The following is a 19,375-nucleotide window of genomic DNA, read 5'->3' as shown; positions in this document are numbered from 1 at the left end:
CCCGGGCGCATTGCCTTAGCTGTTGCCGCGCCGCACGAACAGGCCCGCATCCTCCGCCGCGCGGCGGAGCGCTTTGGATTTGTTCACGGTTTCTTGGAATTCTGATTCCGGGTCGCTGTCATAGACAACGCCGCCGCCTGCTTGGATGTAAAGCGTCTCATCCTTCACCACAGCCGTGCGCAGCGCGATGCACATATCCATCTCGCCATTGGCTGCAAAGTAACCCACGCCACCGCCATAGATGCCGCGCTTTTCGGGCTCTAGCTCGTCGATGATTTCCATCGCGCGGACCTTGGGCGCGCCCGAAACGGTGCCAGCCGGCAGACCGGCCAGTAGGGCGGACAGCGCATCTTCGCCCTCGGCTAGTTCGCCCACGACGTTCGAGACGATGTGCATCACATGCGAATAGCGCTCGATCACAAACTGCTCGGTCGGACGCACGGTGCCGATTTGCGCGACCCGGCCCACATCGTTGCGGCCAAGATCGAGCAGCATCAAATGCTCGGCCAGTTCCTTTTTGTCGGCCAGCAGATCAAGTTCCAGCGCTTTATCTTCTTCGGGCGTGGCGCCACGCGGGCGGGTGCCGGCAATCGGGCGGATCGTCACTTCGTTTTCGCGCAGGCGCACCAAAATTTCGGGGCTGGCGCCAACAATCTGGAACCCGCCAAAGTTCAAGAAGAACATGAAGGGGGAGGGGTTGGTGCGGCGCAGCGAGCGGTAAAGCGCAAACGGCGGCAGCGGGAAATCAGCCGCCCAGCGTTGCGCGGGCACGACTTGGAAAATATCGCCCGCACGGATGTATTCTTTCGCCTTTTCAACGGCGGCCTTATAGCCCTCGGGGGTGAAGTTTGACCGCATCGGGCCGACTTGCGCCGCCTCGCCCATTTCGCGGCCCTGCGCGGGGGAACGGTCCAGATCGCGCAGCGCATCCATCACCCGCTCTGCCGCTTGCGCATAGGCCGCGCGCGCGGTGAGCCCCGAACCTTGGAAAGCGGGCGCGCACAAGATCACATCGCCCTTCACACCATCGAGCACAGCCACGACCGAAGGCCGCATCAGCACCGCATCAGGCACGCCAAGCGGGTCGGGGTTCACATTGGGCAGATGTTCAACCAAGCGGATCGTGTCATAGCCCAAATAGCCAAACAGCCCCGACGCCGCCGCAGGCAGATCATCGGGAATATCAATCCGGCTTTCGGCAATCAGCGCGCGCAGGCTTTCAAATGGATGGCCGGGCAGGTCTTCAAAGGCATCATCAAACCGCGCTTGACGGTTGATGCGTGCCTGATTGCCCCGGCATTCCCAAATCACATCGGGCTTCATGCCAATCATTGAATAGCGCCCGCGCACCTCGCCGCCGGTGACGGATTCCAGCATGAAAGAGTTCTTCTGCGCATCCGCCAGCTTCAGCATCAGCGAGACAGGCGTGTCCAAATCGGCGGCGAGCCGGGCATAGACAAGCTGGTTTTTGCCCTCGGCCCAGGCTGCCTCGAACACCTCGTAACTGGGAGAAAGGGCAACCATTTTGGCCTCCGTTATTGAATTTGTGCCTGCACCGCGTTGATCGCAGCGCTATCAAGGGTAATGCCCGCTTCGCTTTGCGCGGCAGCGGCGTAAAAATCGACCAGATCATTGCCGATCATCTGCCCCAGTCGCGACGAGAAGGTCTGCGAAAGCTGTTGCATCTCAGGGCTATTCATATCAGCGGCATGCACGGCCATGGGCGTGACGACAAAGACGGTCTGTGCATCGCTCACCACCGCGCCTTTGCCCGGCTCCGTCGCAAAGGCGGTTTCGGCCAAGCCTTGCGGCGCGCCTTCCACAAAGGCCCCCCGGATCAGCGCATCTTCACTGCGCACCTCAAGCCCTTGATCGGCCAAGCTTGTGCCAGCCTCGAGTGCGGCCACAACTTGATCGGCTTGCTCTTTCTTCAGCCGCATCAGTTCGGCTGCTGCCCAAGCCTCACTCACCTGATCGCGGACCTGATCAAACGGGATCGGTGTGGCGGGAGTGATGCCATCAAGGCGCAGCGCGAACACGCCGCCATCGGCCAAATTGCCAAGCTCAGGGAAGTCTTGTGCGGTCACAGCCGTCGCCGCCTCGCGGAAGGCTTCATAGCCAGCAATGCCATCGGTCGTTTCCGCGCTAAACGCGATATGACCAAGCTGCATCGCGGTTTCTTTGTCCATTTCCTCAAGCGTTGCGCCCGAGGCGAGCCGGTCTTCCAGATCGGAGGTCACGTCGGAGATCATCCGCCGCCCGCGTTCCGCAGCGAGTTCTGCCGCAATGTCGCCGCGCGCATCTTCGAAGCTGGTTTCTTCCCCGGGATAAATCGCATCAACCGAGAAAAGCGCCGGGCCAAGGTCCGTTTCAAACGGGCCGATTGCGCCCAGATCGGTCGCCGCGAAAACCGCAGCCCCTGCCGTGCCGCCAATATCGGCTTCGCTTTGTTCGCTCAGGGAAATGTCATTGGCCGAAAGGCCGCGCTCTTCGGCCAGATCAGCCAAATTCGCTTCGCCTGCCGCGATGCGGGCCATCCCGGCATCGGCTTCCTCTTGCGTCGGGAAGACCAGCTTGGAGACATCGCGCCGCTCGGGTTGAACAAACTCGTCCTTGCGGCTGTCATAGGTTTCGCGCAGCGTTGCCTCGTCAATCTCGACGGTTTCGGCCATCATTTCGGGCGTGAGCCACGCATAGGTGATTTCACGCGCCTCGGGGCTGGTGAAATCCGAGATATGCGCCTCGTAATAGGCTTGCAGCGCCGCGTCATCGGGCGTGTCGACGGGGGCAGGCAGGCTGTCTTCCGTGATCTCAGCAAACGCGATGTCACGGGTTTCGCCCAAATAGGCGGTGTAGGTGTTCACCAGCACCTCGGGGGCAACCGCGCCACCAGCCACCGCGCCTTGCAAGATCGAGCGCGCAATATCGGCGCGCAGGCGCGCTTCAAAGGCAGCTTCAGTATAGCCCTGACGGCGGATCATGTCGCGGTAGGCGGTCCGGTCAAACTGACCCGTCGGGCCTTGGAAGGCTTGGGCCGAGGTGATCTGGCGGCCCACTTCTTCGTCCCCAACCGACAGATGCAGCCGGTTTGCCTGCTCGCTCAGCCCCGCAGCGCCAAAAAGCTGGCCTTGCACCGCACGGTCAAGCCCAATCGCGCGGGCTTCCTCCATGCGTAGCGGGCGGCCAAATTGCGCGGCTGCGGCGTTCATTTCTTGGCGCAGCGCATTGGCGTAATCTTGCACGGTGATCTCGGTTTCGCCCACCGTGCCGATGGATTTTACCCCGCCCGAGAAGTTGGAGACCCCATAGCCGCCCAAGCCGAAGATCAGCATCGCAAGCAAGATCCACACCACAACGCTTTTGCCGTGGCTGCGCAGCTTTGTCGACATCCCATCCTCCCGGTCTTTGGGGGCCCGTTTTGAGGGCCTTCTGGCGGTGTTTAGGGCTTTGGGCGCGGACCCGCAAGGCTCACAGCGGCAGGGCGGCAAGCCGTCTCATCAATTCCGCGATTTGTGTGGTGTCGATATTGGCAAAAGCGATGCGCAATTGGCGCTGCCCGGCGGGGTCGGTTTCGGGCATGAACATCGTGCCGGGCAGCAGCAAAACGCCCGCCTCATGCACCAAGCTTTTGGCAAAATCGGGCGCAGGCAGGGGGGAGGGGTGTTCGACATAGGCGAAATAGGCGCCGACGCCCATCAACCGCCAGCCCTCAAGCGCCTTGAAGCCCTCTGAAATCGCCGCGCGGCGGGCCAGAATTTCCGCCCGCTCGCCCGCCACCCATTGTGCGAGGTTCTGCATCCCCCAAAGCGCGCCAAACTGGCCTAGTTGGCTGGGGCAAATGGCGACGGTATCGAGGAATTTCTCCACCTCCGCCAAGCGCTCGCTTGAGGTCACAATCGCGCCAACGCGGTGCCCGGTGAGCCGATAGGCTTTGGAGAAGGAATAAAGCTGGATCAGCGTATCCGCCCAATCCGGGTCGGTGAACAGATCATGCGGCGCGCCGGTGCGGGCGTCAAAATCGCGATAGGTTTCATCGACAATGAGCGCGATCTTGTGTTTGCGGGCGAGGTCAAAAAACGCGCGCACCAATTCGGCCGGGTATTCCACCCCGCCGGGGTTGTTGGGGGTGACGAGCACAATCGCTCGCGTGCGGTCCGTGATCAGCGCTGCGGCGGCCTCTGGGTCGGGCAACAGCGTAGCCCCGGTGGGCAGCGGCACGCTGCGCACGCCAGCCATATCGAGCCACATTTTATGGTTGAAATACCAAGGCGTTGGCAGGATGACTTCATCCCCCGCGCCCGCCAAAGTGACGAGTGCTGCGCAAAAGGCCTGGTTGCAGCCTTGGGTGATCGCCACTTGGTTTGCCGCCACCTCTCCCCCATAGGCCGCCGACCATTGCGCCGCGACCTCTGCACGCAATTCGGGCAGGCCCAGCACCGGGCCATAAAGATGCGCGGCGGGGTTTTCGAGTGATGCAGTGGCAATCGCTTGGCGCAGGGCAAGCGGCGGCGGCTCCACCGGCGCGGCTTGGCTGACATTGAGCAAGGGCCGTTCGGGCGGAAAGGTGACCCCCTCAATCCAGCGCCGCGCCTCGATCACCGGGGGGGCAAAGGTGTTTGCAAGCGCGGGGTTGAGCGGCGAAAGGGTCATGGCATCCTCTGGCAAATGTTGCGCCACATGAGCATTGGGCCAAGTCCTTGGCAAGAGGTGGCGCCTCCGGCGGGGATATTTGCGGCAAGATGAAAGTCAAAGCATTCAAAATGAAACCGGCGCCTTTTGCGGAGCGCCGGTGCGGGTTCTTCTTGGCAAAAATACCTCCGCCGGAGGCTGCGCCTCAATCGGTGCCGCGATAGGGTTGAACGTATTGCAACGCCATATCCCAGGGGAAGAAAATCCACGTATCTTGGCTCACCTCGGTGATGAAGGTGTCCACCTGCTCGCGGCCTTTGGGTTTGGCATAGACGGTGGCGAAATGCGCTTTGGGGTAAAGCTTGCGCACCAGTTCCAGCGTTTTGCCGCTGTCGACCAGATCATCGACAATCAAAATGCCTTCGCCGCCATCGCCCATCAAATCTTCCTGCGGGGCTTTGATCACCATCGGATCCGATTGGGTTTGGTGATTGTAGCCTTTGACCGAGATCGTATCGATCACCCGGATGTTGAGTTCGCGCGCAACGATGGCGGCGGGGACCATGCCGCCGCGGGTGATGCCGACGATCGCGCGCCAATGGCCGTCGCCCGGGCCTTTGCCATCAAGCCGCCACGCGAGCGCCCGCGCATCGCGGTGCAACTGGTCCCAGCTTACGTGAAAGCCTTTTTCATGCGGCAGAAATTCGGCCATGGATGCCCCCTTAGGTGAGCGCGAGCTTGAGGCCCAACAGCCCCAAAAGCCCGCCAAAGACGCGGTCGATATGCGTTTTCAGGCCGATATAAATCGCCCGCGACCGCGCGAGTGAAAAGATACGCGCCATCACCACGTTCCAGCCCGCATCATTGAAGAACACGATCCCCAAGATCACCGCATAGGCCCAGACGGGCGCATGGGGCGGGATGAAGGTGAGGAAAATCGTGCCAAAGAAGACAGCGGGTTTGGGGTTGGCAAGCTGCGTGGCAATGCCTTGCCAAACCAGCCCAAGGTTGGAGCGTGCCGAGACAACCTCATCCAACTCCGTGGTCATCGGCTCGGCGGCATGGCGCCACATTTTGAAAGCCAGATAGAGCAGATAGGCCGCGCCCGCGAATTTGAGCGTGGTGAGCAGCGCGGGGGCGATCTTGAACAAGATCGCCAGCCCAAACATGGCTGCCGCCGCCCAAACACAAGCGCCAAGGCCGATCCCTACCGCCAGCCATGTGCCGCGCACAAAGCCTTCTCGCAGGCTGGTGCGCACGCCCAAAAGTACGGCAGGGCCGGGGCTCATCGCCGCCGCCAAATGCACGAAATAGATCGCAACGAAGGCGGCGAGCGTCATGTTTCTGGGTCTCCGGGCTTAGTCCTTGCGGCCCGTTACCACATCAATGTCGGGCGCATCCACCGCTTTCATGCCGACAACGTGATAGCCCGCATCCACGTGCAGGTTTTCGCCGGTGGTGCCCGAGCCCAGGTCCGAGCACAGGTAAAGCGCGGCTTTGCCGACTTCTTCTTGCGTCACGTTGCGGCGCAGCGGCGAGTTCAGCTCGTTCCACTTCATGATGTAGCGGAAGTCGCCAATGCCCGAGGCGGCGAGCGTCTTGATCGGGCCGGCCGAAATCGCGTTGCAGCGGATGCCGACTTTGCCAAGGTCTTCGGCGATATATTTGACCGAGGCCTCCAGCGCGGCTTTCGCGACGCCCATCACATTATAGTGCGGCATCACCTGTTCGGCGCCGTAATAGGTGAGCGTGAGCAGCGAGCCACCGTTGGGCATCAGCTCAGCCGCACGGGCGCAAACGGCGGTGAAGGAATAGACAGAGATGTCCATCGTCATGGTGAAGTTGCCGCGCGACGTGTCGACATAACGGCCGCGCAACTCGTTCTTATCCGAGAAGCCAATCGCATGGACCACAAAATCCACCGTGCCCCAAGCGTCTTTCAGGCCCGCAAACAGCGCATCGAGGCTGTCTTCATTGGCCACGTCGCATTCAAACAAAAGCGGCGTGCCAAGGGAGGCCGCCAGCGGCTCGACGCGTTTTTTCAGCGCATCGCCTTGGTAGGAGAAGGCCAGTTCCGCCCCCGCATCGGAGAGCGCTTTCGCGATGCCCCAGGCGATCGACTTGTCATTGGCCAGCCCCATGATGAGACCACGTTTTCCCGCCATCAGGCCCGTCGTCATATCGGTTTCTCCCGCTTCCCTCTGGTAAGTGCGCAAGCATTAGGCGAAGAATGAAACGGCATCAAGGCAGCTTGACGTTGGGGTAGGGGGGCCGCGTCGTCGCAGCCTGTGGGCGCTTTGCAGCAAGAAGGAGCAGGCGATGAGTGACAGAACCGGGATCTTCGCGGGCGAGGACCCTTTCGCTTTGGCGCAGGCGTGGCTGACGGAAGCCGAGAAAACGGAGCTTAATGACCCGAATGCGATCGCGCTTTCGACGGTTGATGCATCAGGGATGCCAAATGCGCGAATGGTGCTTCTAAAAGAGATCGAAGGCACCGATGCCCCCTCGGGTGGGGCCTTTCTGTTTTACACGAATTATGGATCAACTAAGGCGGGTGAGCTCGATCAGGCGGGCAAAGCTGCATTTGTGATGCACTGGAAAAGCCTGCGCAGACAGATCCGCGTGCGTGGACAGGTGAGCCGTGAAGATGGGGGGCAAGCAGATTCCTATTATGCAACACGGTCTCTCAAATCGCGACTCGGCGCTTGGGCATCTAAGCAAAGTCAACCACTTAGTTCGCGTGGGTCGCTGATGGCGGAAGTTGCAAAAGTGACGGCGCAGCATGGTCCGAACCCGAAACGACCGCCTTTTTGGGGTGGTTATCGGCTGATTCCGGCCGAAATTGAGTTTTGGGCGGATGGTGCCTTCCGTTTGCATGACCGATTCCGGTGGACTCGGGTAGATGCAACCGATACTTGGGAGGTGGTCCGGCTCAACCCGTAAAGCGTGTGCCCCGACTGCCTTCCACCCTTGCAAAGCTGCACCGTTCGCGCTTCGTGAATGGTTAATTGCCTTTAAGGACAGGCGATTTCGGCTTGAAACTCCCCGAAGAGATGTGACAAGTGGGCCTGCAAGCGCAAGAGACCGAACATGGCCAGCGCATAACAAGTGGACGGCAGCATATGGTCGAGACAGAGAGCACTTCCCGCGAAGTCAGCGGGCGCGTGAAATGGTTCGATGCGGGTAAGGGCTTCGGTTTCATCCTTGATGGTGAGGGTGGTCCGGATATCTTGCTTCACGCCAATGTTCTGCGGAACTTTGGTCAAGGCTCTGTTGCCGACAATGCTGGCATCCGCGTGATCGTGCAGGCGACGCCGCGCGGCGCGCAGGCGATTGAAGTGCTCGAAATCTCTCCGCCCGATCCGGAAACCCGTCTTGCCCCGATCGAGGATCTGGGCGATGCCGACCCGGCGATGGTGGCGGAACTGCCGCTTGAACCGGCGCGCGTCAAGTGGTTCGACAAGGCCAAAGGTTTTGGCTTTGCAAATGTCTTCGCCCGGCCTGAAGATGTGTTTATTCATGTCGAGGTGTTGCGCCGGTCTGGTTTTGCCGATCTGGCGCCGGGGGAGGCCGTATGTCTGCGGGTAATCGAGGGACGGCGTGGCCGCATGGCGGCGCAAGTCATCAGCTGGGAAGTGGCGTTGCGCCCCTAATCCTTTTCGTTCTTTTCCTTCTGATGAGCCCGGGGCTTGTGCAAGCGCAGCCTGCGGGCTGTTCGCATGTTGATGCGGCCCAAGCGCAAGAAAATGCGGTGCCGCTATGTGTGTTGTCGCCAGAAGGTGGCTTGGTTGCACGCTTCAGCGTTGAGATAGCCGATACGGACGAGAAGCGGGCTCAGGGGCTGATGGGGCGCACCCAGCTCAAGCCCGGGGCGGGGATGCTTTTTGTCTATCCGTCCCCGCGCCCAGTGGCGTTTTGGATGCACAACACGCTCATTCCGCTTGATATGATTTTTGTCGATGACGCCGGGTGCATTACCACTGTGCATGCCAATGCGCGCCCGCTTGATGAAACGCCGATCCCGTCGCGCGGCCCCGCACAATATGTGCTTGAGATCGGTGGCGGGCAGGCCGCAAGGCTCGGTTTGTTCCCCGGGATGGTGCTGCAACCGCTGCCGTGAGGCATTTCCTCTTTTCAGCGCCGCGCGCGACATATAGAGAGGGCGCATCGGGGCGTAGCGCAGCCTGGTAGCGCGTCTGTTTTGGGTACAGAAGGTCGTGAGTTCGAATCTCGCCGCCCCGACCAATCTCTCCACATGCTCAATTTTACATCATCCGGGATGTCCGGTGCATTTTGGCTCCGAATCTGGCGCATACGTCTTTTGGATAGCTGTGCGACCAAAGGGGTATACATACTACATATAGTATGTGATCTGGCGCGGTTAAGCGCGCGTTGCTGGCCCCAGATATGGTGTGTTTCGGCGAATCTCTCTTTCGTCATTTGCGCCGAATTTGCCAATTCTTACGCGATCCTGTGGCGTGAAAGCTGCAGTTTCGTGACAGGGCGACGAAAGCTGCACTGCAGCGCATAGTTCTCCACAACATCTTGGGGGGCTGTGGATAGCTTTGAAAAAGCTTGCAACTTCGCGCCGTAAAATAGGCGTTCCCAAGGGAAATTCGCCAATCTTGCAGGCTGTGGGCGGGGTGGGGGCGATGTGGAAGAATCTGGGCGAAATTTCCCCATCCCCCCGTCAACCGAAAAACGCACAATGAGAAGGTGAAAATTCCGTTGACGATATCAGTCGCACACGGCAGTTTGTGTCTCGTCGGAAGTTACTCCACCAGATATAGTATCGGCGGAAGATCGAGACAGCCAACCAGAACGGTCGGCCCTGACGGGCACGATCCATCCTTGCTGAAGGAAAGGCGAGGGGGGTTTGTCTTCGCATCTGCGCCGCAACCAGACAAAGGGACGGGACGGGCAGATGAAGATCGAGCGCAAGTTCACCACGGCGGAAAGCGGTGCTTATGGCACCATCGCCTTCACCACGACCACGTCTGAAATCCGCAATCCCGATGGCAAGATCGTTTTCCGCAACGATTGCGTCGAGGTGCCGGAGCAATTCAGTCAGGTCGCCTCGGATGTGATGGCGCAGAAGTATTTCCGTAAAGCTGGTGTTCCCGCAGCGATCACGCGTGTGGCCGAAGAGGGCGTGCCGGAGTTCCTGTGGCGCTCTGTGCCCGATACCGAAGTGCTTGAAGCGCTGCCCGAAGAGCAACGCTTCACCGGGGAAACCTCGGCCAAGCAGGTCTATGACCGGATGGCAGGCGCCTGGACCTATTGGGGCTGGAAGGGCGGCTACTTCAGCACCGAAGAAGATGCGCAAGCCTATTACGACGAAATGCGCTACATGCTGGCCACGCAAATGGCTGCGCCGAACTCGCCCCAATGGTTCAACACTGGTCTGCATTGGGCTTACGGCATCGATGGGCCGAGCCAAGGCCATTATTATGTGGATTTCGCCACCGGTGAGTTGGTGAAATCGGCGTCGGCCTATGAGCATCCGCAACCCCATGCCTGCTTCATCCAATCGGTGAAAGATGACCTTGTGGGGGATGGCGGCATCATGGACCTCTGGGTCCGCGAGGCGCGTTTGTTCAAATACGGTTCGGGCACCGGCACCAACTTTTCCAGCCTGCGTGCAGAAGGCGAGAAGCTTTCGGGCGGCGGCAAATCCTCGGGCCTGATGGGCTTCCTCAAAATTGGCGACCGTGCCGCGGGCGCGATCAAATCGGGCGGCACCACGCGCCGCGCCGCGAAAATGGTGATCTGCGATATGGATCACCCCGATATCGAAGAATTCGTGAACTGGAAGGTGATCGAGGAACAAAAGGTTGCCTCGCTCGTGGCCGGTTCCAAAATGCACGAACGCGAGTTGAACAAGATCTTCGAGGCGATCCGCGCATGGGATGGCACTGAAGACGGCCGCGTTGACCCGGCGGTGAACGAGGGGCTGAAAGCCGCGATCCGTTCCGCCAAAAAGGCGATGATCCCGGAAACCTATGTGAACCGTGTGCTGCAATACGCGCGCCAAGGTTTCACCTCGATCGAATTCCCGACCTATGACACCGATTGGGATTCTGACGCCTATATCTCGGTTTCGGGGCAAAACTCGAACAACTCGGTCCGCGTCACCAACGCCTTCTTGAAGGCTGTGAAAGATGATGCCGATTGGGAGCTGCTGCGCCGCACCGATGGCAAGGTCGCCAAAACCGTGAAAGCGCGCGATCTGTGGGATCAAGTCGGCCATGCCGCTTGGGCCTGCGCCGATCCGGGCATCCAGTTCCACGACACCGTCAACGAATGGCATACCTGCCCCGAAGATGGGGCGATCCGGGGCTCGAACCCGTGCTCGGAATATATGTTCCTGGATGACACGGCCTGTAACCTTGCGTCGATGAACCTGCTGACCTTCTATAATGATGGCCAGTTTGATGCCGATGCCTATGTTCACGCCTCGCGGCTTTGGACGGTGACGCTCGAAATCTCGGTCACGATGGCGCAATTCCCGTCGAAGGAAATCGCGCAGCGGTCCTATGACTTCCGCACGCTCGGCCTTGGCTATGCCAACATCGGCGGCTTGCTGATGAACATGGGCCTTGGTTATGACAGCGATGAAGGCCGCGCTTTGTGTGGTGCGCTCACCGCTGTGATGACCGGCATCGCCTATGCGACTTCGGCCGAGATGGCGGCGGAACTCGGCGCCTTCCCGGGCTATGCGAAAAACCGTGAACATATGCTGCGGGTGATCCGCAACCACCGCACCGCCGCCTATGGCAAGTCGCGCGGCTATGAAAAGCTTGAAGTGCTGCCGGTGCCGCTCGACCTTGCCAATTGCCCCGATGAGGCGCTGCTGACGCTTGCCAAAACCGCTTGGGATGAGGCGCTGGCACTGGGCGAGGCGCATGGTTTCCGCAACGCGCAAGTCTCTGTGATTGCGCCCACCGGCACCATTGGCCTTGTGATGGATTGCGACACCACCGGGATCGAGCCCGATTTCGCGCTGGTGAAGTTCAAAAAGCTCGCCGGTGGTGGTTACTTCAAAATCATCAACCGCTCGGTGCCCGGCGCGCTGGAAACTTTGGGTTATTCCTCGGCGCAGATCGCGGAAATCATCGCCTATGCGGTGGGCCATCAAAGCTTGGGCAACTGCCCCGGCATCAACCACACGGCGCTGATCGGCCATGGCTTTGGCCCGCGCGAGATCGAAAAGATCGAAGCGGCGCTGCCCTCGGCCTTCGATATCCGCTTTGTCTTCAACCAATGGACCTTGGGCGAAGAGTTCTGCACCAAAACGCTGGGCATCCCGGCGGAAAAACTCAACGATCCGACCTTTGATCTGCTGCGCCACCTTGGCTTTACCCGCGCGCAAATCGAGGCCGCGAATGACCATGTTTGCGGCACGATGACCTTGGAAGGCGCGCCGTTCCTCAAGCCCGAGCATCTGAGCGTGTTTGATTGCGCCAATGCCTGCGGCAAGAAGGGCAAGCGCTATCTGTCGGTCGAAAGCCATATCCGCATGATGGCGGCGGCGCAGTCGTTCATCTCGGGCGCGATCTCGAAAACGATCAATATGGCGAACGACGCCAGCATCGAAGATGTGAAAGCAGCCTACGAGCTTTCGTGGAGCCTTGGCATCAAAGCGAACGCGCTTTATCGCGATGGCTCGAAACTGAGCCAACCGCTCGCCGCCGCCTTGGTTGAAGACGATGAAGAGGCCGAGGAAATCCTCGCCACCGGTAGCCAAGCCGAGAAGGCTGCGGTGCTTGCCGAGAAGATCGTCGAGAAAATCGTCGTGAAAGAGATCGTGCGCTCGCACCGCGAGAAACTGCCCGATCGTCGCAAAGGCTACACGCAAAAAGCTGTCGTCGGCGGCCACAAGGTCTATCTGCGCACCGGCGAATATGGCGATGGTAGCTTGGGCGAGATCTTCATCGACATGCACAAGGAAGGTGCGGGCTTCCGCGCGATGATGAACAACTTCGCCATCGCGGTCTCGGTCGGCCTTCAATATGGCGTGCCGCTGGAAGAGTTCGTCGATGCCTTCACCTTCACCAAATTCGAGCCTGCGGGCATGGTGCAAGGCAATGATAGCATCAAGAACGCCACCTCGATCCTTGACTATGTGTTCCGCGAACTGGCGGTGAGCTACCTTGACCGCACCGATCTGGCCCACATCAAGCCCTCCGGCACGATGTTCGACGATCTGGGCGGCGGTAAGGACGAGGGCAAGCGCAATGTCGAGCCGGTAAGCGAAAGCGCCGCGTCGAAATCGCTTGAAGTGCTGCGCCAAATTTCTTCGACCGGCTATCTGCGCAAGCGCCTGCCGCAAGATTTTGTCGTGCTGCAAGGCGGGGCGGCAGAGCTTGATCCGGTGGCCGCGCTGAACACGCTGGTGCCCGAAACGGTGAAGGCGATGGCGGTGGGCAGTAATGTCTCTGTCACCTCTTCCACCGCGGTCGCTTCTGGCGTGGTGACGATGGATGCGCGCGCCAAAGCAAAGATGCAGGGCTATGAAGGCGATCCCTGCGGTGAATGCGGCAACTACACGCTGGTGCGCAACGGCACCTGCATGAAGTGCAACACCTGCGGCTCCACGAGCGGCTGTAGCTGAGAGATTGAAGGGTGGGGCGCAAAGGTTCGAGCTTTGCGCCCCGGCTTTCCGGCGGATGATTGGCACACCGTCGGATTACCAAATCTCGGCCCTCCCGGGTCGATAACTCGGGAAACCACGGCTGAGAGGCGGGATCAATGTCGTGTCGGTCTATCCACAGACCTATCCCGTGGAAAACGTGGGAAGCTGTGGGCAAATCGAAAGGAGGCCAAGAATGGCCAGGAAGAACACTGAAGTCACGAGCGCAAAGGCGGCTTCCGCCGCTTCGAAAGTGCTGAGGAACCCTAAGTCCAGTCCTGCAGCGAAAACTGCGGCGGCATCGGCTCTCGCACAGCGCCCGAACAAGAAGTGAAGCTTGGGGGCGGTTCGCCGCCCCCATAAACACCAGAGAGTTTCGACTTTCCGTAGATCCTCGAAGCCATGTCGGTAAGCCCCGGCAATTCCGAAGAGTTAAAAGTGAGCCCTAAATGCACCTGATCATCGGCACCCAGACCCTGCCCGAAATCGCCCTGCGCCGCATTCCCGGCGGCTATGAGGCCGTGGCGGCAGGCGACGCGTTGCGGCGTTTGATTGATGCGAGCTTTGCGGGCGCCTCGATCGAGGTGATGGGCGCGGGTGCAGAAGGGGCGGCCCCGGTGCAGGGGCTGGATGTGACCGATATCCGCATGGCGGGGGCCACCACCACGGTGACCTTGATGAAGAATACCACCCATGCGGTGCATTGAAATCCGGGGCAGGTGCGCTTGCCCTTGACGTCGAGAAGGCCCAGGCGAAACCAAAACCTCGGGCACCAATGATGAGCCTGATCGACGAACCTGACCCCCGTCTGCAAAGATGGGGGTCTTTTCCTTTAGCGCAGTGACAGGGTGAAGCTTTCGTTCGCCCCCAAAGCGCGCACACGCGCGAGTTCGCCTTCCTCCAAATGGCCGACAATCATTTGATCGCGGTAGCTTTTGGATTGCTCTTGGCCTGCGAACAAAATTGCGAACCAGCCGCCGCCGTAAAGCAGATCGCCGTTTGTCCAGCCGTCTTGCAATTCCGCCGGATTGGTCTCAAGCGCGGTGCGCGCAATGCAGCAATAGTCAAACTCGGCGCGCTGGCCTTCTACGGTCATCGGCAAACGGGCGGCCAAGGCGCGCGCGGTGGTTGTGTCGTTCAAAACGGCGTTCAGCACCGTTTGACCGGCGGTAATCTGGATCGGGGTCGGCATGAAGCATCTTTGCGTTGCAAGGCCGCCGCAGCGGCTGGAAGGGATGAGTTTAAGAATAACTCATCTCAACCAAAGCGTTAGAGGGCGATCTTGACTGCCAGTTATGAGCGGACTTCATAACGCCTGCGCAGGAAGCTTCGCGTCAGGCGATCTTTCGGGTCTTTTGCCGCATCGCCAAGAAGTCTTCCGCCGAAAGCGGCACCGAGAACAGATAGCCTTGCAGCACATCGCAGCCCAATGTGCGCAAAATCTCCGCCTGATCTTCGGTTTCAACGCCCTCGGCCACCGTGCCGATGCCCAAGGTCTCGGCGATTTCGACAATCGCTTTGACAAGGTTGGCCGCGCGCGGGTCGCGCGCCACTGGGGCGACGATGCGCTGGTCGATCTTGAGCGCGGAGGGCGCGATCTGCATCAGGCCAATGATCGAGGCATGACCCGAACCGAAATCGTCAATCTCGATCTCAATCCCCGCTTCGCGGATCGCATCAAGGTGGAAGCGGAACGCGTCGCTTTCCTCTTCGACAAGGATCGATTCCAAAAGCTCAAACGTGACATGGGTCTTGCCGCGCGCCAAGCTACGGGCCGATTCAACGACATCTGGGTCGTGCATCCGCCCTGCCGAGACGTTGAAGCTGATCTTCGGCATCAAGAGCCCGTTTTGCTCCCAGAAGCTCAGTGCATCGCGGGATTTTTCCATCATCACCCGGTCAATTTCGGGAACGATGCGGAGTTGTTCCGCGACATGCATGAATTTGTCCGGCGCAAGGGTGCCACGTTCCGGGTGGCGCCAGCGCAACAGCGTTTCGACGCCGGTCAGGCTGCCATCTTTGGCTGAAACCTGCGCTTGGAAGAACGGCACGAATTCAGAGCGATCCAGCCCCTCTTGCAATTCGGCGGCGATGCGGCGGTCTGCTTGCAGGTTTTGGTGCAGTTCGGGGGTAAAGAACTCGAGCCGGTTGCGCCCGCCTTCCTTGGCGCGGTAAAGCGCGGCATCGGCAAAAAGCTGAATTTCTGTGCCCATTTGCGCGATGTTATCCGCCACCGCGATCCCGAAAGAGGCCCCAAAGCGGCATTGCCGTCCTTCATACATCAGCGGTTCGGCCAAAGCCGATTGCATCCGTTCCACGATCTCTTCGGCATCGTGACGGCCACTGCCCGGTGCCAGCAAGATCGAGAATTCATCCCCGCCAATGCGCGCGGCAAAATCAGAGGCGCGCAGCGTCTTGCGCAGCACTTCAGCCACCCGCACCAGCACCAAATCGCCCGCTTCGTGCCCCAGCGTGTCATTCACATGCTTGAAGTGGTCAAGGTCGATGCGGATCAAGGTGCAATCTGGCGTCTCGCCAGCAGCGCCTTGCGCAATACGGCGCGCCAGCATTTGGTCATAATAGCGCCGGTTGGGCAGGGCGGTCAGCCCGTCGTGCAGCGCTTGATGTTCGTTCTCGGCACGCATGTCTTCGGCCATGCGGTGGGCGCGGCGCAGCTCCGCCTCGCGTCGCACATCGGCGGTGACATCATGGATCGCCCCGGTCCAGACCACCGAGCCATCGTCGAGCGTTTTCGGCGTGGCGGAATTGGCGAGCCAAATCTCGCCCCGCGTCGGATGGTTGACGCGGAACCGCTGGCTCCAGAATTCGAGCGTTGGGTCGCGCTCGTTATCGGCGGCAAGGAAGTTCGGCAGATCGTCGGGGTGGACATTGGCAAAAATATCCGTGGTCGCGCTGCCTTCGGCAAAGACGCCATAGCCCACGCCCATCAGGTCTTCGAAGAACGGGCTGGCATAGGGCACCGAAGTGGTGCCATCGGCGGCCAGTTTGAATTCATAAAGACCCACGGGGGCGATATTGGCGATCCAAGCAAGCCGTTCATGGGCTTGGCGCACGGTCTCTGCGGCAGCGGCTTCGCGTTGTTTCGCGGCGACGCGCGCGGTGATGTCGGTGGCGTTACCGTACCATATGGTGCCACCAGTATGCGCCGGGACCGGGCTCGCCATGAGGTGGATCCAACGCGGGCCCTTTTCCGGGTGCTCAAGGCGGAACCGCATTTCAAAGCGCGAAAGCTCGACCGCCGTGCGTGCCATTTCAGCCGCGATCTGCTCGGCATCTTCTGGCGGGATATGGGTGAAGACGCCGCTGGCATTGGCTTCCAACGCTTCGCGCGACACGCCTGTCAGGTCCGACAATTGCCCCGTGAAGAAGACCAGTTTGTCGACGCCGTCAAGATTGCGGTGCCATTCAAAGAGCGCCCCGGGGGCGTTTTCCGCCATCGTGACCATACGTTCATGCGCCACGCGCACCGCTTCGGCGGCTTCACGGGCGCGCTCTTCGCTGGCCACGCGCTCGGTCACATCCATCGTGTTGCCATACCAGATGATCGTGCCATCGGGCTGGGCAAAGGGTTGGGCGGAAACGTGGATCCAGCGCGTACCCCGTACCGGATGATTGATCCGGTGTTGTGTTTCGAACCGGGTCAGGTTTTCAACCGATTCCATCACCGCAGCTTGCACCGGGGCGATGTCTTCTTGCGGGAAATGGGTGAAGACAGCGGCGCCGCTTTCTTCCAATGCCGCGCGGGTCACGCCCATCAATTCCGGCAAAGCAGCCGAGAAGAACTCAAACTCAAAATGGCCATCGGGCGTGCGGTGCCATTCGAAAATCGCGCCGGGCGCGTTTTCGGCCATGGTCATCATCCGCTCGTGGATGCGATGCACCTCTTTCGCGGCGTCACTGGCCTGTTTTTCCACCCGCATATGCTCGGTGACATCCAGCACAGTGCCAAACCAGACCGTTGAACCATCCGACTGTCTGAACGGGATCGCTGAAATCGAGATCCAGCGCTGTCCGAGCTCGGGATGTAGAACAGAGAGTTTGGCGAGGTATTCGGTGCCGTTGCGCCGCGACTCTTCGATCTCGCGGTTGATTTCCGGCATGTCCTCGCTGGGCACATTGGTAAAGGCCAAAGCGCCATCGCGTTCAAGCATCTCGCGCGTGACGCCCAGCATCTGTGGCAGCTTGGCACTGAAATAGGGGAGGTTTTGGTTCCCCTCCGTATCGATGCGGAATTCAAAAAGCGCACCGGGCGTGTTGTCGGCCAAGGTGTCAAGGCGCGCGCGCGCGGCCTCGGCTTCATGGGCAGCGGTGGCCAGGCGGGCTTCGTTTTCTTTTACCGCATCAATATTGATGATTGCGCCTGCCAGCAGATAGGGCAGCCCCTTGTCAGAGCGGTCCACCCGGCGTGCAATGGCACGATACCAGTGATAGCTGCCATCGGCGTGTCGACGACGATGTTCATGGGCATAAAGCGCGATCTCGCCCGATTGCAGCTTTTGCATCTCGGTGGTGGCTTCGGAAAGATCATCGGGATGGATCAGACTGCGCCAACCCGCGTCGGTCGAGGGGAAAGCGCCCGGTTCATAGCCAAAAAGCCGATAGGTCTCGTCCGGTGCCCAGCCTTCGTTCAGGTCAGGGCAGATCGAGAAATGGCCAATCTGTGCGCAAAGCCCGGAGGTGCGCAGCAGTTCGGCGCGTTCCTGCGCCAGTTCGCGGGTATGTTCCGCATCGGCCAGCGCCTTAGACAATTGGCGCTCGTTTTCCTTGAGATGGTCGATGCAGGTCTGCGCGCCCGAGACTTGAAACGGCAGCCCCTGTGCGCTGCGGTCGATCTTACGCGCAACGCAACGATACCAGTGATAAGAGCCATCTTTGTGGCGTAGCCGCGCGGTATTGTCGAACACCTCGGATCGGTCGAAGATCAAATCTTCCATCAGCACGATGGCGGGCGGAAGATCATCAGGGTGGTAAAGGCTGCGCCAACCCTCGTCATCGGGCCTAAACTCGCCCGGCGCATAACCCATAGCGGTATAGCCTTCGTCGTTCATCCAGGCTTCGCCGCGCTCTGCGCAGACCACCCAAACCCCGAAGCCGCCGCAGGCCATCGCAGTTTTCATCAGTTCCGCCGAAGTCGCCGCCGCATTGCGCGCCGCCTGCGCCTCGTTAAAGGCTTGCAGAACCCAAGCTTCGCTTTCCTTGCGGTCGGTGATGTCGGCAAAAGACCCGCACAGCATATCGGGCAAGCCTCGGTCAGATCGGTCCACCCGGCGCCCGCGCGAGGTGATCCATGCCCAAGTCCCGTCGGCGCGCTTGATCCGAAAGTCGTGGCTGAAACTATCTGTCTCGCCAGCGCGCATCGCTTGGAATTCGGCACTCGCTGTCGGCTGATCATCGGGGTGCATCAGCTCGCGCATCGATTCCAGCGAGACCTCAAACCCTTGCGGATAGCCCAGCATTGGCCCGAAATGCGCACCAATCTCGCCGATGCCGGGATCGGGAAACAGATGCCACGCGACGGTATTCGAGCTTTCCGCGGAAATACGCAGCACATCGGCACGTTCTTGCACCGTGCGAAGCTGCGCCTCGGTGGCAAGCCGCGCCTTGGTGGCCACTTCAAGCGCGCCTTCAAGCCGGTTCACCTCGGCTTGGCTGCGCAGATCCATGACCGGTTCGGCCATTTGCACCACGCAAAGACCCGGTGCAAAGCTCCATGTGGTGATTTCAAGCGGCCGGGGCGGGCCGGAGACGGCTTCTAATTCAATGCGGAACCGGTTGGGCGTGGCGCAAGCCTCCTCCAACCGTTGGGCAAGCCGGTTTCCCAGTGCATCGGGCAATACCGCAAAGACGCTGCGTCCAGCCAAGTCGACCCCGCCGCCAAAGGCGCGCGTGGCAACTGGGTTGCCCCAGACCAGCTCTCCGCCATGTGTGCAAAGCACCACGGCCCCGGGAAACCCGGAAAGCACGGTCTCGACGGATTTGATTGCCCCCGACATTCATAATCCTGATACTGGTACGCCCTCGCGGGAGTAGCATCAGGGGGAAAGGTTAAGTTCGGGCTTCAGCGCAAAGGACGACCTTGAATAATTCGACTTA

13 protein-coding genes and 1 tRNA gene are annotated in these 19,375 nt (G+C 60.2%); 6 read left to right on the top strand and 8 right to left on the bottom strand.

Features of this window, described 5'->3' with window-relative positions; all coding sequences use genetic code 11:
* Positions 1 to 15 precede the first annotated feature (15 nt).
* The 6 genes from trpE to fabI all read right to left on the bottom strand — a co-directional run bounded on the left by trpE (position 16) and on the right by fabI (position 6,809).
* The gene (trpE, locus tag CRO18_RS13475) at positions 16 to 1,524 is read right to left on the bottom strand and encodes an anthranilate synthase component I (RefSeq protein WP_097082516.1); all 1,509 of its coding nucleotides are present in this window, start codon (positions 1,522 to 1,524) and stop codon (positions 16 to 18) included.
* 11 nt (positions 1,525 to 1,535) lie between these two features.
* On the bottom strand, positions 1,536 to 3,389 hold the full coding sequence (locus CRO18_RS13470) for a SurA N-terminal domain-containing protein (RefSeq protein ID WP_097082515.1): 1,854 nt from the start codon (positions 3,387 to 3,389) through the stop codon (positions 1,536 to 1,538).
* Between the two features lie 79 nt (positions 3,390 to 3,468).
* A complete protein-coding gene (locus tag CRO18_RS13465) occupies positions 3,469 to 4,650 on the bottom strand; it encodes an aminotransferase (protein WP_097082514.1) in 1,182 nt (393 codons plus the stop codon).
* Positions 4,651 to 4,834: 184 nt separating this feature from the next.
* Positions 4,835 to 5,341 (bottom strand): xanthine phosphoribosyltransferase, encoded by a 507-nt coding sequence (gene gpt / locus CRO18_RS13460; protein ID WP_097082513.1) that lies wholly within the window; start codon positions 5,339 to 5,341, stop codon positions 4,835 to 4,837.
* A gap of 10 nt (positions 5,342 to 5,351) precedes the next feature.
* Complete coding sequence (locus tag CRO18_RS13455; protein WP_076485352.1) at positions 5,352 to 5,969, bottom strand: LysE family translocator; 618 nt, start codon at positions 5,967 to 5,969, stop codon at positions 5,352 to 5,354.
* A gap of 18 nt (positions 5,970 to 5,987) precedes the next feature.
* Positions 5,988 to 6,809: an enoyl-ACP reductase FabI gene (gene fabI / locus CRO18_RS13450; protein WP_097082512.1), complete on the bottom strand. Its 822-nt coding sequence runs from the start codon at positions 6,807 to 6,809 to the stop codon at positions 5,988 to 5,990.
* Positions 6,810 to 6,948: 139 nt separating this feature from the next.
* Between fabI and pdxH the strand changes: the two genes are divergently transcribed.
* The 6 genes from pdxH to CRO18_RS13420 all read left to right on the top strand — a co-directional run bounded on the left by pdxH (position 6,949) and on the right by CRO18_RS13420 (position 13,968).
* A complete protein-coding gene (pdxH, locus tag CRO18_RS13445) occupies positions 6,949 to 7,572 on the top strand; it encodes a pyridoxamine 5'-phosphate oxidase (protein ID WP_097082511.1) in 624 nt (207 codons plus the stop codon).
* Positions 7,573 to 7,751: 179 nt separating this feature from the next.
* Positions 7,752 to 8,282 carry a cold-shock protein gene (locus CRO18_RS13440; protein WP_076485510.1) on the top strand — a complete coding sequence of 177 codons (531 nt, stop codon included), beginning with the start codon at positions 7,752 to 7,754 and terminating at the stop codon, positions 8,280 to 8,282.
* A gap of 23 nt (positions 8,283 to 8,305) precedes the next feature.
* Entirely contained in the window at positions 8,306 to 8,749 is a 444-nt protein-coding gene (locus CRO18_RS13435) for a DUF192 domain-containing protein (protein WP_097082510.1), read from the top strand.
* A 48-nt stretch (positions 8,750 to 8,797) separates the two neighbouring features.
* Positions 8,798 to 8,874, top strand: a tRNA-Pro gene (locus tag CRO18_RS13430).
* 679 nt (positions 8,875 to 9,553) lie between these two features.
* Positions 9,554 to 13,243: a vitamin B12-dependent ribonucleotide reductase gene (locus tag CRO18_RS13425; protein ID WP_097082509.1), complete on the top strand. Its 3,690-nt coding sequence runs from the start codon at positions 9,554 to 9,556 to the stop codon at positions 13,241 to 13,243.
* A 467-nt stretch (positions 13,244 to 13,710) separates the two neighbouring features.
* Complete coding sequence (locus CRO18_RS13420) at positions 13,711 to 13,968, top strand: hypothetical protein (protein WP_097082508.1); 258 nt, start codon at positions 13,711 to 13,713, stop codon at positions 13,966 to 13,968.
* A gap of 125 nt (positions 13,969 to 14,093) precedes the next feature.
* Here the strand turns inward: CRO18_RS13420 and CRO18_RS13415 are convergent, their stop codons facing one another.
* Both CRO18_RS13415 and CRO18_RS13410 read right to left on the bottom strand, forming a co-directional pair.
* Positions 14,094 to 14,453, bottom strand: a complete 360-nt coding sequence (locus tag CRO18_RS13415) for a cyclophilin-like fold protein (RefSeq protein ID WP_097082507.1) — start codon at positions 14,451 to 14,453, stop codon at positions 14,094 to 14,096.
* 142 nt (positions 14,454 to 14,595) lie between these two features.
* On the bottom strand, positions 14,596 to 19,275 hold the full coding sequence (locus tag CRO18_RS13410) for a PAS domain-containing protein (protein WP_097082506.1): 4,680 nt from the start codon (positions 19,273 to 19,275) through the stop codon (positions 14,596 to 14,598).
* Positions 19,276 to 19,375 lie beyond the last annotated feature (100 nt).

The organism is Rhodobacter sp. JA431 (assembly GCF_900217725.1).
GTDB classification, from domain to species: Bacteria; Pseudomonadota; Alphaproteobacteria; order Rhodobacterales; family Rhodobacteraceae; genus Rhodobacter; species Rhodobacter aestuarii.
This window is presented reverse-complemented; position numbering and strand designations above follow the sequence as displayed.

What these genes read in the sequence shown, in the direction of transcription:
- trpE (WP_097082516.1), bottom strand. Translation starts at nt 1,524, where the DNA reads ATGGTTGCCCTTTCTCCCAGTTACGAGGTGTTCGAGGCAGCCTGGGCC.
- CRO18_RS13470 (WP_097082515.1), bottom strand. Translation starts at nt 3,389, where the DNA reads ATGTCGACAAAGCTGCGCAGCCACGGCAAAAGCGTTGTGGTGTGGATC.
- CRO18_RS13465 (WP_097082514.1), bottom strand. Translation starts at nt 4,650, where the DNA reads ATGACCCTTTCGCCGCTCAACCCCGCGCTTGCAAACACCTTTGCCCCC.
- gpt (WP_097082513.1), bottom strand. Translation starts at nt 5,341, where the DNA reads ATGGCCGAATTTCTGCCGCATGAAAAAGGCTTTCACGTAAGCTGGGAC.
- CRO18_RS13455 (WP_076485352.1), bottom strand. Translation starts at nt 5,969, where the DNA reads ATGACGCTCGCCGCCTTCGTTGCGATCTATTTCGTGCATTTGGCGGCG.
- fabI (WP_097082512.1), bottom strand. Translation starts at nt 6,809, where the DNA reads ATGACGACGGGCCTGATGGCGGGAAAACGTGGTCTCATCATGGGGCTG.
- pdxH (WP_097082511.1), top strand. Translation starts at nt 6,949, where the DNA reads ATGAGTGACAGAACCGGGATCTTCGCGGGCGAGGACCCTTTCGCTTTG.
- CRO18_RS13440 (WP_076485510.1), top strand. Translation starts at nt 7,752, where the DNA reads ATGGTCGAGACAGAGAGCACTTCCCGCGAAGTCAGCGGGCGCGTGAAA.
- CRO18_RS13435 (WP_097082510.1), top strand. Translation starts at nt 8,306, where the DNA reads ATGAGCCCGGGGCTTGTGCAAGCGCAGCCTGCGGGCTGTTCGCATGTT.
- CRO18_RS13425 (WP_097082509.1), top strand. Translation starts at nt 9,554, where the DNA reads ATGAAGATCGAGCGCAAGTTCACCACGGCGGAAAGCGGTGCTTATGGC.
- CRO18_RS13420 (WP_097082508.1), top strand. Translation starts at nt 13,711, where the DNA reads ATGCACCTGATCATCGGCACCCAGACCCTGCCCGAAATCGCCCTGCGC.
- CRO18_RS13415 (WP_097082507.1), bottom strand. Translation starts at nt 14,453, where the DNA reads ATGCCGACCCCGATCCAGATTACCGCCGGTCAAACGGTGCTGAACGCC.
- CRO18_RS13410 (WP_097082506.1), bottom strand. Translation starts at nt 19,275, where the DNA reads ATGTCGGGGGCAATCAAATCCGTCGAGACCGTGCTTTCCGGGTTTCCC.